The organism is Flavobacterium sp. Root186 (assembly GCF_001428525.1).
Classification (GTDB): domain Bacteria; phylum Bacteroidota; class Bacteroidia; order Flavobacteriales; family Flavobacteriaceae; genus Flavobacterium.
Genome location: NZ_LMHW01000015.1, coordinates 94,292 through 111,747, shown reverse-complemented (window position 1 = coordinate 111,747; position 17,456 = coordinate 94,292). Strand labels below are relative to the sequence as shown.

The 17,456-nt window shown below is 30.6% G+C and carries 15 protein-coding genes; 13 read left to right on the top strand and 2 right to left on the bottom strand.

The features are described 5' to 3' along the window. Positions 1–8: 8 nt before the first annotated feature. The gene (locus tag ASD98_RS19610) at positions 9–842 is read right to left on the bottom strand and encodes an LA_2272 family surface repeat-containing protein (protein ID WP_056207693.1); all 834 of its coding nucleotides are present in this window, start codon (positions 840–842) and stop codon (positions 9–11) included. Positions 843–946: 104 nt separating this feature from the next. On the opposite strand from ASD98_RS19610, the gene ASD98_RS19605 reads away from it, so the two are divergent. The 13 genes from ASD98_RS19605 (at position 947) to rpe (ending at position 16,664) form a co-directional block, all read left to right on the top strand. Next, the gene (locus ASD98_RS19605; protein ID WP_056207690.1) at positions 947–1,909 is read left to right on the top strand and encodes a hypothetical protein; all 963 of its coding nucleotides are present in this window, start codon (positions 947–949) and stop codon (positions 1,907–1,909) included. A 204-nt stretch (positions 1,910–2,113) separates the two neighbouring features. Continuing rightward, complete coding sequence (locus ASD98_RS19600) at positions 2,114–2,506, top strand: hypothetical protein (protein WP_056207687.1); 393 nt, start codon at positions 2,114–2,116, stop codon at positions 2,504–2,506. Positions 2,507–2,595: 89 nt separating this feature from the next. After that, positions 2,596–4,326: an ATP-binding protein gene (locus ASD98_RS19595; RefSeq protein WP_056207684.1), complete on the top strand. Its 1,731-nt coding sequence runs from the start codon at positions 2,596–2,598 to the stop codon at positions 4,324–4,326. Between the two features lies 1 nt (position 4,327). Next, entirely contained in the window at positions 4,328–5,074 is a 747-nt protein-coding gene (locus tag ASD98_RS19590; RefSeq protein WP_056207680.1) for a LytTR family DNA-binding domain-containing protein, read from the top strand. Positions 5,075–5,263: 189 nt separating this feature from the next. Continuing rightward, positions 5,264–5,515: a hypothetical protein gene (locus ASD98_RS19585; protein WP_056207675.1), complete on the top strand. Its 252-nt coding sequence runs from the start codon at positions 5,264–5,266 to the stop codon at positions 5,513–5,515. A 190-nt stretch (positions 5,516–5,705) separates the two neighbouring features. Further along, on the top strand, positions 5,706–6,449 hold the full coding sequence (locus ASD98_RS19580) for a hypothetical protein (RefSeq protein ID WP_056207672.1): 744 nt from the start codon (positions 5,706–5,708) through the stop codon (positions 6,447–6,449). A gap of 5 nt (positions 6,450–6,454) precedes the next feature. Further along, on the top strand, positions 6,455–9,241 hold the full coding sequence (locus tag ASD98_RS19575) for a TonB-dependent receptor (RefSeq protein WP_056207670.1): 2,787 nt from the start codon (positions 6,455–6,457) through the stop codon (positions 9,239–9,241). Between the two features lie 3 nt (positions 9,242–9,244). Further along, positions 9,245–10,435, top strand: coding sequence for a DUF4249 domain-containing protein (locus ASD98_RS19570; RefSeq protein ID WP_056207667.1), 1,191 nt, complete (start codon positions 9,245–9,247; stop codon positions 10,433–10,435). Between the two features lie 54 nt (positions 10,436–10,489). After that, complete coding sequence (locus ASD98_RS19565; RefSeq protein ID WP_056207663.1) at positions 10,490–11,674, top strand: DUF4249 domain-containing protein; 1,185 nt, start codon at positions 10,490–10,492, stop codon at positions 11,672–11,674. Positions 11,675–11,770: 96 nt separating this feature from the next. After that, positions 11,771–12,916 (top strand): DUF4249 domain-containing protein, encoded by a 1,146-nt coding sequence (locus ASD98_RS19560; protein ID WP_369814791.1) that lies wholly within the window; start codon positions 11,771–11,773, stop codon positions 12,914–12,916. 14 nt (positions 12,917–12,930) lie between these two features. Then, positions 12,931–14,622, top strand: a complete 1,692-nt coding sequence (locus tag ASD98_RS19555; protein WP_242412142.1) for a hypothetical protein — start codon at positions 12,931–12,933, stop codon at positions 14,620–14,622. A gap of 172 nt (positions 14,623–14,794) precedes the next feature. Beyond that, on the top strand, positions 14,795–15,658 hold the full coding sequence (locus ASD98_RS19550) for an RNA polymerase sigma factor RpoD/SigA (RefSeq protein WP_007804760.1): 864 nt from the start codon (positions 14,795–14,797) through the stop codon (positions 15,656–15,658). Positions 15,659–16,001: 343 nt separating this feature from the next. Further along, complete coding sequence (gene rpe / locus ASD98_RS19540; protein ID WP_056207653.1) at positions 16,002–16,664, top strand: ribulose-phosphate 3-epimerase; 663 nt, start codon at positions 16,002–16,004, stop codon at positions 16,662–16,664. Here the strand turns inward: rpe and ASD98_RS19535 are convergent. Beyond that, positions 16,641–17,420 carry a DNA/RNA non-specific endonuclease gene (locus ASD98_RS19535; protein ID WP_056207651.1) on the bottom strand — a complete coding sequence of 260 codons (780 nt, stop codon included), beginning with the start codon at positions 17,418–17,420 and terminating at the stop codon, positions 16,641–16,643. The two genes, rpe and ASD98_RS19535, sit on opposite strands and share 24 nt — an antisense overlap. Positions 17,421–17,456 lie beyond the last annotated feature (36 nt).

Sequence of the window (17,456 nt, the reverse complement as noted above, 5' to 3'; positions counted from 1 at the left end):
TTTATTTTTTATTTCTTAAACTGCCAGTTAAAAAAAGGAAGCTTACGTTTTCCGTTTGTATTCCAAAGACCAAATTGCATTCCCCTCAATTCTTTAGAATTATTAAACAATCCAATCTGAACTCCGTTATGACGTCTGGAAACATTTGATGACCCAATTTGAACTCCATTTCCAAAATCAGATATATTAGCTAAACCCGAAATACTCACGCCAGAAAAACTCTTTGTATTCAATATCCCTCCAACAGAAAATCCATTCATTTTATTCATTCCTGAAATTATCGAAATATTTATTCCTCTTAGTTCAGCACCGCCCATAAATCCTCCTGAACTAATGTTTAAACCATTCATCCTAATATAAGTACTGGTTCGATCATCAAAAAAAGCCACGTTACTAATAACATTGTCATTAATTCCAACCAAAAAAGACTCAAACGGTACATTAATTGAAATTGTAAATAATGCCGCCGACAAAGGGCTGGCTTCAACATTTAATCCATTAATTGTTTGAAGTTTGATATTTTTATTTTCATAATGACCTACGCCCAGAGCAAAACCATTTACTCTGTTGACTCTTCTGGATATTGGTGACAGGCTAAAAATCTTTATGCTGTCATTCCTTAAATTATTATTAGATTTCCATCTGAAATAATGCAGGTCAATATCCTTTCCGTCAAATTCTACAGAAGGAACTGCCGAAATATTACTGTCTAAGGTATCTATCGCTTTTGATGAACCATCTTGTCCAAAACAAAAGCCGGTAAATAAAAGAAGCCCTATAAATTGTGCTCTGTGAAAACGGCCAAAAGAATTGGCACCCTTAAATTGATTTATCATTTTCATACTGTTTCTTTTTTAAAATTACAGGACAAACCTATTGCATTTATCACATATCTATTTGCGTAAAACAATAAAACATTTTACTATATTTGTGATTATCACAAATTATGAAACATCAGGAATCGTTTTTAAAAGCTATTAGAAATAAAATTTCTAAATCAAATTCTCTGATAGATGAAATCGCTTCTATTCTGGAAATCAGTTATGATGCATCGCATAGAAGGATCTCTCAAAAGAGCAAATTTTCTATTGACGAAACCATCAAACTTGCCAATCATTTTAATATTTCATTGGATAATTTATTTTCGCAAAAAGAAAAAGTCATTGTAGAAAAAACAATTGAGATTGAATCCTTAAAAGATATGCTTCAATATTTTAAAGCATCAGCACAACAGGTTGAAATACTCACAAAGAATCCCAAAACAAAACTTTATTATTCGGCCAAAGATATCCCGTTGTTCTATTTTATGGACGGAACTATTTTGTCAAAATTCAAGGCTTTTGTGTGGCTGAATCTTTTAAATACAAACCAAAAAAAAGTGTCTTTTGAAAATTTTGTGATTGAAGAATCTTTTACCGAATATATGCAGACCTTAAAAAAAGCATATGAAAATACCACTGTAAATGAAATTTGGAACGATACAACTATAAACAGCAGCTTACAGCAGATTCTCTATTTTTATGAAGCCGGTTTGTTAAACTTAAAAAATGCTAATGCACTTTGTAAAGACTTAAAGAGAATTATAAATTTAATACAAGCAAAATGCAATGATTCTAGTAACAACTTTGCTCTTTATTATAATGAACTGATATTATTAAACAATAACATGCTCATAGAAACGGAAGAAAAACTAACTATGTTTGTTCCTTACACACTCTTAGGCTATTTTATTACAGATAATGAAGACAGCTGCAAAAATGTGCATCAGTTTTTTAAACAGCAAATTAGTAATTCAATAGCTTTAGGACAATCTGGAATTAAAGAGCAAAACCTTTTTTTTAATCGCGCTATTAGAAAAATAGATTATTATCTCGAAAAAATTAATTCACAGGTTGATTTATTTTTTTAAAATAATATGCCATTTCTACAACAAATCAATTCATTTCTTTCAGCTAGTTTTTTTATTTTGTAAGCAAATTATAATATTTATATAGATGAATGGCAATAAATGAATAATTTAACAAAAAAAACACGACAATGCCTATATTTTCTTAAAGAAATAAAATATCTTTAACCCACCAAAAATAAAATTATTAACCCTAAAAACCTTATTATGGACTTTAATGTCATTCAAATCACAAGAATTAATACAGACGATTTTGCTTTTACGGATAAAGTGAACATTACCTTTCCTGTTCCTCCTTTAGCTTCGGCAAAAATTTACGACAATAATGGCGTAAAAACATTAAAAATCTGTGCAACTGTATACATTAACTCTAAAGATTCTCAAAACCCTGTAGTTGGAACATTAACAGAACATGTTAATACTGTAGAAATTTATTTTGACTATGACTGGGATGAAGAAACACCGGATACTTATGATGTATGGTATGTTGAAATAGATTATACTTCTGAAAGTGTTGAAAACATTACTACTGTAAAATCTTATTTAAGAAATATTGATCCTGAGACTTCTAGAGGTACAGAAACCACTGTAGGCACCTAATTATACATATTCCGGCATACAGTTTAATAAACTTATATTTATTAAACTGTATGCTTTTTTAATTAACAAAGAAATAATTAAAAGATAAAATGTCTAAATTAAAAGTAAATTTCAATATTCTTATATATTTATTTTCAATATTTCTTTATTCACAAACACCATCAACAAAATATTCTTTTAATGAAGTATTAAATAAAAAGGCTATTGAGTTTAAAGAAGAAACCAACTTTAATAAAGCTCAATTTTTTTTTATCAATAAAAAATGGGACTCGACTTTAGTTTATTCAATGAAACAATTAAGTTCAAGTAACAATAAAGAATTAGTAAACTATTGTCATTACTTAAGAGGAAATTCTTTTAGACAATTAAAACTCTTTCAAGAAGCAAAAAAAGAACTTAATCTGGTTTCCAAAAGTTTTGCATTTTATCCATTAGTAAATAAACATCTTGGTGAGACTTTACTAGAACTAAGAGAATTTGAAAAAGCAATATATCATTTCAAAGAAATTGAAAAGATTCCGAGAAAAAATATAATTGATTATAAAATTAGCATTATCTATCAGAACCTAGGTATCTGTTATTTGCACTTAAATCAATTTATAGAAGCAGAAGAATATCTTTTTAAAAGCCTGAAAATTCAAGAAACTGATGGAGATATTATACATTTAATTGGAATATATAATGATATTGCTAACTTATATTACACTCAATATAAAGATAAACAAGCCATTATTTATTTCGAAAAAGCCTATGATTTATCAAAAAAAACAACAGATTTTGATGTGAAAAGAAAAGCATCTTTAAATATGTCTGTTGTTGAAGAAAATAAAAGTGAATTCAAAAAAGCACTGGCATATAGAAAGGAATCAGCTCAATGGAAAGATTCTCTTAACAATCAAAATAAAGTCTGGGCATTAGCAGATTACGAAAAAAAATTCGCTGTAGCGCAAAAACAAAAACAAATTAAAGTACTCGAAATAGAAAATGAGCTAAAAAACGCACAACGTAATACATTATTTTTCTCTGCTATTGGTCTTTTATTAATTTTAACAGGCGGAGTTTATTTATATGCACAAAAAGTAAAAAATGGCAAAATCATATTACGTCAGAAAAACAAACTGGACGAACTTAATGCCACAAAAGATCAATTATTTTCAATTGTCAGCCATGATTTACGCTCGTCTGTAAATGCGTTAAAAACCAGCAATTCTAAGTTATCTGCCACACTGGAAACTAAAAATTACGATGAATTAAATCATTTAATAATTCAGAATAGCAGTATTGCAAACGGTACCTACAGCTTATTAGATAATTTATTACACTGGGCATTACTGCAGACAAAACAATTGTATTTTCATAAAGAATCAATTCATTTACACTCCGTAATACAGCAAATCGAATATAATTATAAGCCCTTATTATTAGAGAAATCAATTACGTTTGAAAATTCGGTTTCAAAAAATATATTTCTGTTTGTTGATCTTGATTCTCTGAAAATTGTATTTAGAAATTTACTGGACAATGCTATTAAATTTTCTAATGAAAACGGACAAATTACATTTTCTGCAAATGAAATAGATTCTGATTTTTGTCAGGTCATAATTCAGGATACCGGAATTGGAATGAATGAAAACACTATTAAAGAATTGCTTTATGAAGGAGAATTATTAGCTAAAAAAGGCAATTCAGAAATTATAGGAACTGGTTTGGGTTTACAATTATGTAAGCAAATGATCAAGAAAAACTCGGGAACGTTTGAGATAGAAAGCGAACTCAATAAAGGGACTAAAATGATATTAACATTCCCAAAAACTAAATAAAATGGACAATATTAATGTTTTAATTATAGAAGATACTTTAGAGCAGAGTGATGAACTTGTAAAAGTATTACTGAACAACAACTACAATGTTGCCGGAGTTGCCGCAAATTATACAGATGCACTAAAACTTTTTTATGAAAAGCCTGTTGATATAATTATAATTGATGTTTTTTTGGATGGAAAACCAGACGGAATAACTTTTGCAGAATCTATCAATATAATTCCGCATGCGTCTAAACCATTTGTGTTTTTAACAAGCTCTCAGGATCGTCAAATTTTTGAGAGGGCAAAACTCACAAGGCCTTTTAGCTTTTTAATGAAACCATTTAATGAGCTTGAAATTTTGTATGCCATTGAAATGGCTGTAGAAAAATTTTATGAGCAAACAAATGTCTTTTTAAGTGAAGAACAAAATACGGTGATTAGTAATGATTCTCTATTTATTAAAAAGAAAAATTCATTAAAAAAAGTATCGCTCGGAGACATTCTTTATATTGAAGTTGAAGAACGTTACTGTAATATTATAACCGAGAAAGAAAAATTTGTAATTCTAATCTCATTGACAAAAATCAGCGATTTATTAGACAAAAATAAATTCATAAAAACCCATCGCAATACAATCGTAAATACTGATAAAATAGAAGAAATTATTTTGGCAGATAACTTAATTATCCTAAAAGGAAATCATAAAATAAACTTAAGCGACACCTACAAAGATTTTATAAAAAAGATGAATATTTTATCTTAGTAAATATCTCAAATTCAAAAACTAATCCTCTTAAACAGAGGATTTTTTTATGCTTCTTTAAAAGAAAGATTCCTACATAACAAGCAATTCATGGCGTTCATGACAGAGAAAAAGCGTTTCGTGACATTTTCACACTTATAGATTGAGATCAAAATTACTTTTATCCCACCTAAATCAAAATAGAGATAGATGAAGATAGCATTAACGAGACAACCTGAAATGAAACTTTTGCCAATTATAAAAAAAATAAAAAACAATCCGTGGGTTGGGGTTGTTGTTTCCTTGGCTATAATTATTCCTTGTTTATATAAAATTTTAGATGATGTTACTGTTTTAAGATTAGAATATATCTTACTGGTCATTGCATTTCCAATTTATATAAAATCATTAAAAAAAATATTCGATGAAATCCTTGACAACACAGATGATTTCTACGATTGAAACTTAAATACACAATTCTAACTCAATCAAATTATTCGTTAAAAACCCTAAATCGTTATTATGATTTAGGGTTTTTGTTATTAATAAAATAAGAAATTATAACATTTTAACAGATATACGTTTTGTTTATAACCTTTTTTTAATAAATTTGGAAACCCCCAAAACAAATCACTAAAAACCATAGAATCCTTTGAAAAATTATCAGAAAAAATTCGTTTTCCTTGTGTTATTTGGATTATTTTTAAACATTTATGTTATTCACAGCCAAACAAATAACGATGTAAATATTTACAATTGGTTTGACAAAACTGTTGGAAAAGACAATCTTGATCTTAATAACGGAACGCCGCACACTAATCCGTATAGAACAATTGGAGACAGTCATTTGTATTTAATAAACAAATATGAGCTTGGAAAAATCACTTGTGAGGGGCAAAAATATTATGAAGTAAAACTCAAATATGACATCTACAGAGATATTTTAGTTCTAAATCCATATGGAGAATCTGAAAACACTGGAATAAATCTTATCCAAAACAAAGTTCAGTCTTTTTCAATACTGGATAAAAATTTTGTCAAAATAGACAGAAAAATTGTAACAGTTCCAGAATTTACACTTGGCTATTATGAAGAGAGTAAAATTGCACCAGATTTTACATTTTACATCAAACATCATAAAGACCTTCAAAAAACAGTATTAGAAACCGGCGTGTTCTATACTTTTAAAGAAAACAATTCTTATTTTATTGAGCTAAAAAACAACATTTACCTCATAAAAGGAAAGAATGATATTATCAAACTATTCCCAGAACAAAAAAAACAAATCAACGGGTTTTATTTACTGAACAGAGAGTTAAAAAAATCTGATTTAAATCAATTTATGAAAAATTTGATGAAATACATTTCTAATTCTCTTTCAATTCAAACCAAATAAGACAAATGAAAAAAATTTTACTCGCCTTTGTTATTTTATTCTCATTTCAATTGTCTATTGCGCAAAATTCTAATGAGAAATTATCAATTACTTTTAAAGATGAAACTATTGAAAATGCAATAAAACGCATTGAAGCTGCAACATCATACAAATTTTATTTTGATCCAACATGGGTTAATTCAAATAAAGAATTGATTTCCGGAGTTTATACTGATGCAACAATTGATGCTGTACTTAATTCAATTTTAAGCAAAACAGATCTGAATTATATTGTTCTAAAAAACAAAGTAATTCTAACGCTTAACAGTACAATTCACGATACTCTGCCTTCGAATTATTTTTCTGATGCACCAGTCGAAACGAATCAAAATAATGGAAACGATCAATCAGATAATCCTGTATTTCATCAGCAATATGATTCTTTAAACAGCTATAGTGTAACTAAAAAAGCGTCGATTGTTTTTATTGGTAAAGAAAACAAAGATTCCGTTAAAAGAAATTATACTGTTTCTGGTACCGTAAGAAATGAAGAAACAGGAAAAGCAGAGCAAAACATTTATATTAAAGTAAGAGGAAAAAACATCAACACCTCTACTGATCTTGATGGAAATTATACTTTACAGCTCCCAAGAGGAATAAATGTTATAGAAGTAAAATCCTTAAGCCACAAAGAAGTCGTGAGAACTTTAATGGTTTATGATGATGGAAAATTTGATATTGGAATCAATGAAAAGTCCAATCAATTAGACGAAGTTGTCATTAAAAAGAAAGGGCAAAAAACCACCGAAACTACTGTTTCTGGTTTAGTTTCGATTGATATCGAAGGAATTAAAAATGTTCCTTTAATTCTTGGAGAAAGAGATATTTTAAAAGTTGCTACAACATTCCCTGGTATTAAAACTACCGGAGAAGGATCTGCAGGATTTAACGTAAGAGGTGGAAAAGACGATCAAAATCTTATTCTTTTAGATAATGCTGTTTTATACAATCCGCAGCACTTTTTAGGTTTTTTCTCTGCTATAAATCCGTATACAGCAAAAAAAGCAGATATTTATAAAGGAAGTATTCCGGCAGATTTTGGAGGAAGATTATCTTCTGTATTTGATATTACAACAAAAAATGGAAATCCGGAAAAATTCTCTGGCGAAGGTGCTATTGGGCCTATAACATCAAATTTGACGCTTAGCATGCCAATCGAAAAAAACAAATCAAGCATTATTGTTGGAGGCCGCGCCACTTATTCGGACTGGATTTTAAAATCTCTTGACGATGAAAATTTAAAAAACAGTCAGGCTGGATTTTATGACGGAATAGTTAAATACAACAACGCAATCAACAGCAATAATAATCTTGAAGCAACGGTATATTACAGCCATGATAAATTTAGTTTAAGCTCAGATTCTATTTATAAATACAGCAACAGACTTGCCTCTTTAAAATGGGATCATACTTTTAATAAGAAAAATAAAGCCGCTTTAATTTTTACAAACAGCGAATATAAATTCAATATTGACTACGATTCAAATGATATTAATGCATTTGATTTTGGATATAAAGTAAACGAATCTCAATTGCAGTTAAAATTCAACTATCAGTTTAATCCAAAACATACCTTTTCGTATGGTGTTGCAAGCAAATTATATAACATATCACCAGGTTATCAGCATCCAACAAATCCTGATGCCACTTTAATTGCTACCGATCTTGAAAAAGAAAGAGCGTTGGAATCTGCTGTTTATTTAGCCGATAGTTATAAATTTAGTGATAAACTTTTAATTGATTTAGGTTTAAGATATTCGTTTTATGCCTCTTTAGGAGAAGCAAATGTAAATACTTATCAAGCCGGTCTGCCTTTAAGCGACGAGACTGTAACCGGAACAACGCATTACAAAAAAAACGAAGTCATAAAAACTTATGGCGGACTTGAGCCTCGTTTGGCAGCACGTTATTTTATTACCGAAGATTTCTCTATAAAAGCGGGTTATGATGTTACACGTCAATATATTCACCTTTTATCAAGTAACGTTACACAATCTCCAACTGATACCTGGAAATTATCTGATTCTAACGTAAAACCTCAAACTGCACAGCAAGTTTCTTTAGGTCTTTTTAAAACATTAAAAGATGAAGAATATGAAGTTAGTTTAGAAGGATATTACAAAAAATCTAAAAATATTTTGGATTATAAAGTTGGGGCGCAGCTTCTGCTAAACCAAAATGTTGAGACTGAATTATTACAAGGTGAAGGAAAAGCATATGGAGTTGAGTTATTATTAAAGAAAACTACCGGAAGATTAAACGGATGGATTGGTTACACTTATTCACGTACATTTATTAAGCTTGATAGTCAGTTTAGTTCAGAAATTGTAAATAACGGTAACTTTTTCCCGGCAAATTTTGATAAGCCTCATGATTTAAGTGCGATTTTAAATTATAGATTCACAAAACGTTATAGTTTATCTTCGAATTTCTTATATCAAACAGGAAGACCAATAACATACCCTATTGGAACATTTCAATATGGAAATTCCGAATATACATTGTATAGCGACAGAAATGCTTACAGAATACCAGATTATATTCGTTTAGACATTGGTATTAATATCGAAGGAAATCATAAAATTAAAAAGTTAGCGCATAGTTTCTGGAACATTTCGATTTATAATGTTTTAGGCAGAAACAATCCGTATTCTATTTATTTTGTGACAGATCAAAATGGAAAAGTAAAAGGATATAAAACATCTATTTTCTCAATTCCTGTACCGAGTATTACTTATAATTTCAAATTTTAAGAAATGAAAAATTATAAATTTTACAATATTGTAATTTTAATTTTTCTGACTCTCATCCTTAATGGATGCACCGAGACATATCCGTTAATAACCAACAGATTTGAAGATGTACTAATAGTTGAAGCCAACTTAACCAACGAACTTAAAAAGCAGGAAATAAAACTTACCAAATCTGCAAAGTTTGAAGATGAAAACTATCTTTCGGAAAGTGGAGCAGAAGTTTTTATTACAGATGATGCTGGCCATCAATATAATTTTACTGAAGGTTCTGATAAATATGTTTCAGATATAGAATTTCAGGCAGTCGCCAATACTAAATATCAATTACATATTAATACCAAAGACGGCAGATCTTTTGCATCATCGCCAGAAACCCTTACAACGATAACGCCTATGCAAAGTGTAGTGGCTGCAATTGAACAAAAAGATGATAAAAATGGTGTTGGCATTCGTGTAAACAGCTTTGATCCTACCAGTACATCAACCTATTACAGATTTGAATATGAGGAAACCTACAAAGTTGTTGCTCCAAAATGGCTGCCTACAAAACTTGAATGGAATAATGGATCTCCTACCTTCGAGCCAAATTCGCCAGTTACTAAAACTTGTTATGGATCTAAAAAAAGTTTAGAATTACTTTTACTAAATACAAACAATCTAAAAGAAGATCGTGTAGATTATTTGATTCGATTTATTAGCGACCAGGATTATATTATTACACATAGATACAGCATTTTGGTTAGACAATATGTAGAAAGTCTCGCAGCATATAATTATTACAATACATTAAACAAAACTGCTTCCTCTGGAGGGACTATTGTTTCTCCTAATCAGCCCGGTCTTTTATTGGGCAATTTAAAAGCGGTTAATAGTGACAGTAAAATAGCAGGATATTTTGATGTTTGCTCCGTATCGACTGAACGAATTTATTTTAATTATGAGGATTTATTTCCAGGTAAATTTCCTCCTCCTTATTATACTGATTGTACACAATTTTGTTATGCAGAATATCCTTTCAACCCTGTTCCGTGCACACACTGTTGTCATTATGCAGAAGATTTACTTCTGGGAAAAATAAGCTATTTTTCAGGAGATGGAAACTCAAGTCTTGCAACTTACTGGGTTGACTCCCCATGTGGAGACTGCACAACAATTGCATCAAATATAAAACCAACATTTTGGGTAGATAACTAAAAAACGATGATTCCTTAATAAAAATTAGAATCAGATTAAAAGAATATTCAAACAATGAAATTTCATATAATAAAAAATATAGTTCTCTTCGCATTTCTTGCAATCGTTTTTAGCGGGTGTACAGAAGCATATCCGCTGGTTACTAATAGATATGAAGAAGTAATAGTTGTTGAAGCCACTATTACTAACGAACTTAAAAAACAGGAAATAAAAATTACCAAAACGGCAAAATTTGAAGATGAAGGTTATTTAACAGAAAGTGGAGCGCAAGTTTTTATTACGGATGATGCAGGAAATCAATATGATTTTGTAGAAAATTCTGAAAAATATGTTTCAAACACAGAATTTCAAGCCATACCTAACACCAAATATCAATTACATATTAACACAAAAGATGGCAGGGCATTTGAATCATCAGTTGAAACTCTTACTGCCATAAACCCTATACAAACTGTTGAGGCAAAAGTTGAACAGAAGGACAATATAAATGGTGTAAGTATCAAAGTAAATAGTTTTGATGCTGCTCATAATTCAAATTATTATAGATATGAATATGAAGAAACCTATAAAGTTGTTGCTCCAAAATGGACACGAACTAAAGCTGTCTGGGATCCAATTGGTTTTATAGCCTATATTCCAAATTTAACCGATACAAAAACCTGTTATGCAGGTGGTAAAAATTATGACTTACTATTGGCTAACACGAATAACCTGACTGAAGATAAAGTCGATTTTTTGGTTAGATTTATTAGCGACCAGAATTATATCATTACTACCAGATACAGTATTTTAGTTAAACAGTATATCGAAAGTCTGGAAGCATTTAATTATTACAGTACATTAAAAAAAATATCAGGTAGCGGAAGCATTGTTTCTCCTAATCAACCCGGCTTTTTATTGGGTAATTTAAAATCAATCAAAAATCCCAATGATAAGATAGCGGGATATTTTGATGTATGTTCCGTATCAACCGAACGAATTTATTTTAATTATGCAGATTTATTTCCTGGTAAAGGAGCGCCTCCATATGTTGCAGACTGTAAAGAATTTTGTTATGCCGTAGAACCTTTTGTTCCTGAGCCTTGTACACATTATGGCAGTCCTGCTGAAGATGTAGCGGGAGAAAGAATAAGGTATTTTTCAGGAATGGGCGGCAGTTTTACTTTTTGGGTTGAACCGCCGTGCGGAGACTGCACCACAATTGCCTCAAATATAAAACCAACATTCTGGACAGATTAATTTTTCACTTCCAGTAAATCAAAATTGTACTATTATCTCAATAAAAATGAACTATTTTAAGTAATGAAAATTCATAAAATAAAAAATATAATTCTCTTGGCATTTCTTGCAATCGTTTTTAACGGGTGCACAGAAACATATCCACTTTTAACAAATACTTACGAAGAAATAATTGTTGTTGAAGCTACTTTGACTAATGAACTTAAAAATCAGGAAATAAAAATCACTAAAACTTCAAAGTTCGAAGATCAGGGTGTTCAAGCTGAAACCGGTGCAAAAGTTACCGTTAAAGACGATCAAAATAATGAATATCTTTTTGTTGAAAGTGGTGCCGGAACTTATAAATCTCAGTCTGCATTTCAGGCAATTCCTGATAGAAAATATACATTGGAAATCACAACTAAAGATGGCAAAATTTATCAATCTACTCCTCAAACCTTAACAACAGTAAATCCTATTGAAAGTGTTGTTCCTTCGCTTGCAACAAATAAGGACAATGAAACTGGAGTTCAGATAACTGTAAATACTTTTGATCCTGCAAAAACTTCAAAATATTACAGATATGAATATGACGAAACATACAAAATCGTTGCTCCAAGATGGACATCATTAAAAATTATTGCAACTGGCCCACAAACTGTTGATTTAATTAATAATGATCCCAATACCAGAATTTGTTATTCTTCTAAAAATTCAACAGATATTATTTTAGTAAATACCAATGATAAAACAGAAGATCGTGTAAACCTGCCAATACGTTTTATTGAAGGAAGTAATTATATAATAGGTCATAGATACAGCATATTAGTAAAACAATATGTAGAAAATTTAGAAGCTTACACCTTTCATAAAACTTTAAGAGATATTGCCAGTTCATCCAGTATTTTATCTCCAAAACAACCGGGTCTAATCTCAGGAAACATAAAATGTATTAATGATTCGAGCACTAAAGTCATTGGCTTTTTTGATGTGGCTTCTTATTCAGAAAAAAGAATATTTTTTAATTACAGTGATTTTTTCCCAAACAAACCTATACCCTATTTTAATACGTGTGACGACATTCCTTTTTTATTCTGTTTTGGCGGAGAAGACTGCGAGGGAGAAACCATGATCTATAATATTAATAGAGAACTTATGACCTACATAGGAAATAGTGGTACACGATATACATTAGTAGACGCAGTTTGCGGAGATTGCACATCATTTTCATCTAACATAAAACCTTCATTTTGGATAGACTAAAACACATAATTTTATTGCTTGTATTAATTAATACACAATTAAGTAAAGCACAGCAAACGATTGCTGTCGATGAAACTGTTTTCATTCACGCAAACGCAACAACATTTGTTTCGGGTGAAACTTTGTTATATAAAGTCTATTGTTTAAAAGCAACAGACAAAACGCCAAGCGATATTAGTAAAGTTGCTTACGTAGAACTTTTAGATAATACTAAAAAATCAGTATTTAAAACAAAAGTTACTCTTGAAAACTCAAACGGACAAGGTGATTATTTCATTCCGACAACTTTAAAAACAGGAAGTTATAAATTAATTGGCTACACAAACTGGATGTTAAACAAACCAGTTTCTGAATTATTTCAATTGAATATAAACATCGTTAATCCATACAAAACGGATGAAAAAACAACCGCTGAAAATCTTTTAGCAAGCGGGACAAATTCTGAGGGTTTAAAAAATGAAAATGTTATACTTAAACTAAACAAAAAAACATTTACAAATCGTGAATTGGTTGACTTAAAAATTCAGTCTTCAAACAATAATTTTGTAGATGGAGTTTATTCTCTTTCTGTTCGAAAATTAGATAATATTCCAGCTCAGAATCAAATTTCGGCTGTAAAATTTGCTTCTAATACTTCTTATCCAGTTGTATTAGATTTACAAAATCAGGATAAAATCATTTTACCTGAATTGAGAGGGGAAATGATTTCCGGGAAAATTACAGCAAAAAACAATACCGATAAAATCGAAAACCTTTCTATTGGATTATCTATTCCGGGAAAATCTTTTGCTTTTAAAGTTGTAAAAACAGACAGCAGAGGAAACTTTATTTTTAATGTAGATAAAACTTTTTACACCTCTAATATAGTTATCCAGCTTATTGATGAAAAAGCAAATAATTATGATCTTGCCGTAAACAATGCCCCAGAGATTGATTACAGTAAAATATCATTCGAAAAAGATGCTAAATTATCGTATACCTTTAAAGAAAGCCTTTTAGAAAGATCAATTTCAAGTCAGGTAGAAAATGCATATTTTCATAAAAAAGTTGATAACATTGAAAAAGCTCCAAGTCAAGACGCTTTCTATTATCCTCTTCCAAAAGAATATATTTTAGATGATTTTACTCGTTTTAAAACCTTAAAAGAAACCATTACAGAAGTTGTTGTCGAAATCTATTCTAAACAAAAAGACGATAAATTGTATCTGCATGTAAATGACCCAAGTATTTTTCCGCAGCTTCCGGAATCAGCACTTGTTCTGGTTGACGGATTATATTTAGAAAACCAAAATGATCTTGTAAACTACAATATGAAAAACGTATATAAAGTTGAACTCATTGTAGGCCGATATTACGTTGGATCAAAATCGTTTAATGGTTTAATTAGTTTTACAACTTTTGACAGAGATTTTAAAAGTACCCAAACAGGATCTTCAATCGTCAAACCAACTATTTTAAGACCGCAGCCTAAAAAAATATACAATAAGGTAAACTATGAAAATATTGCCGACAATCAAAGAATTCCTGATTTTAGAAATCAATTATTCTGGAATCCTGATGTTCAGTTAAACAAAGATTCCGAAACTTCATTTTATACTTCTGATCTTTCCGGAACTTTTGAAATAAGACTTGAAGGCTTTACTAAAAGCGGAATTCCTATTTCTGTAAAAGAAAATATAGAAGTTCAAAATGCAGCAGCAAATTAATTGAATTTTTAAATTTCAAAAGAAATATCATAACATCCTCAAAACCTGTCTATTTCCAGACAGGTTTTTTATTTTTCAAAAAAAACAAATTATTTTTGATACAATTTGTAACTTTTTTGAAACTTCATACGTATAACCACTTGTACACTTAAAAATTGAGGAGACAAATAACATGAGACAACTTAAAATCACCAAGCAGGTAACCAATCGTGAAACTGCATCGTTAGATAAATATCTACAAGAAATCGGAAAAGTTGACCTAATTACCGCTGATGAAGAGGTAGAATTAGCACAAAGAATAAAGGCTGGTGATCAAAGAGCTTTAGAAAAATTAACAAAAGCCAACCTACGTTTCGTTGTATCGGTTGCTAAACAATATCAAAATCAAGGATTAACTCTTCCTGATTTAATTAATGAAGGAAACTTAGGTCTTATTAAAGCTGCACAGCGTTTTGATGAAACTCGTGGTTTTAAATTCATTTCTTATGCCGTATGGTGGATTCGTCAATCGATCCTTCAGGCTCTTGCAGAACAATCACGTATTGTTCGTTTACCATTAAACAAAATTGGTTCTATCAATAAAATCAACAAAATGTATGCGTTATTAGAGCAGTCTAATGAGCGTCCGCCTTCTGCTGAAGAAATTGCAAAAGAACTTGACATGACAGTAAATGACGTAAAAGAGTCTATGAAAAACTCTGGCCGCCACTTATCAATGGATGCACCTCTTGTTGAAGGTGAAGATTCTAACCTTTATGACGTTTTACGTTCTGGAGAATCTCCAAACCCGGACAGAGAGTTAATTCACGAATCATTACGTACTGAAATCGAGCGTTCATTAGAAACATTAACTCCAAGAGAGGCAGATGTTGTTCGTTTGTATTTTGGTCTTGGCGATCAGCACCCAATGACTTTAGAAGAAATTGGTGAAACTTTCGACTTAACTCGTGAGCGTGTTCGTCAGATTAAAGAAAAAGCAATCCGTAGATTAAAACATACTTCAAGAAGTAAAATTCTTAAAACTTATTTAGGCTAATTTAGTCTTAAAGTTAGAAAGTTCATAAAGTCCAAAAGTCTCTTTTGACTTTAAGACATTTGACTTTCGACTAAACAGTAAACAACAGTTTGATTGACTGTTCGTTTTTTGATTGATGATTGAAACTCCGGCTGATTACCGGAGTTTTTTATTTCTTCTTTTTAACAGCAAAGCACGCAAAGATTTACGCAAAGTTCACAAAGTTTTTTGTTCTTTAAAAACACAGAGAAACACAAAGCTTTGCGAACTTTGCGTTTATTTAAAAGAAACTTACAAACCAAAAATCTTTGCGTGCTTTGCGGTTAAACAATTATCTTTGTAAAAAACAACACACTACTTCACAATGAAAAATACACTTATTGCTCCTTCTGTTCTTGCTGCCGATTTTGCAAATCTACAGCGCGATATCGAAATGATTAATAACAGCCAGGCTGATTGGTTCCATATCGATATTATGGATGGAGTTTTTGTTCCGAATATTTCTTTTGGAATGCCTGTTTTAGAAGCTATTTCTAAACATGCAAAAAAATATATTGATGTGCATTTAATGATTATCGACCCGGATCGTTATATTAAAACATTCGCTGATTTAGGCGCTAACGGTTTAACTGTACATTACGAAGCCTGCACACATTTACACAGAACACTTCAGGCTATTAAAGCCGAAGGAATGAAAGCTGGAGTTGCTATTAATCCTCACACTAATATTGACTTGTTAGAAGACGTTATTAATGATATTGATTTAGTTTGCATTATGAGTGTGAATCCTGGTTTTGGAGGGCAGTCGTTTATTAAAAACACTTATGATAAAGTAAAAAAACTAAAAGCTTTAATTACACGCAAAAATACTTCAACATTAATTGAGATTGATGGCGGTGTAACAAGCAAAAATGCAAAACAATTAGTAGAAGCCGGAGCGAATGTTTTGGTTGCCGGAAGCTTTGTTTTTAAAGCAGAAAATCCAACTCAGACAATTGCAGATTTAAAAGTCCTTACTGCTTTTTAAGTTTTTTAAATTGGGGAAGAAATCAATTCCGGTCATTTTTTCCAGAGTTTCGACAGGAACCACGAAATCATAAATTGGTTTATCGCTGTCTTCGTTCGGAACCAAAAAAGCGATTGCTTTATGTTCTTTTCCTGATTTAGCTAAAACAATTTTATAAAAATATTTAGGGACAGAAACTTTTTCTGTTCCTATTTTTTTATCTGAATCCTCCAGGATTCCGCCAGTAACTACATAAATATCATTATATTTTCCAGCCCAGTAACGTGTTTTCTGCTCTATTCTGTTCCAGATTCCGCTATTAAAATCATGCCTTTGAGGCGAAATATTAGAAGTATAAAAAGTATCATTATAAGCATCTTCGCTAAATTCCATATCGCCGGCAGGACAAAGATGCCCTTTATCATAACCTGATTTTTTATAGTTTCTCCAGTCTGCAGAACCAGTTGTTACTTTTGGATCTTCAATAAAATAGGGGCGTTTGTAATTTCCATTTTTTAGATATTCTTTCTTCAATTCATAAGCAACCCATTCGGCCTGCTCAAACTTTTCATTATAAGAAAGTGTGTAATATTTATGCTCAACAATTTGATTTGTGGTCGAAGTTGGCTGATAAGCAATTGTATACAAAGAACCAGCACTACTTTGGTCTGAAACAAATGAATTTTCTGTTTTTACCACTCCATCTGCAGTTTCATTTTCTTTTTTACAAGAAAGTAATGCTAAACCAATTAACCCGAAAACTAAAATATTTTTCATAAATACTACTTTATTTTTAAACTAAAAAACGCTTCA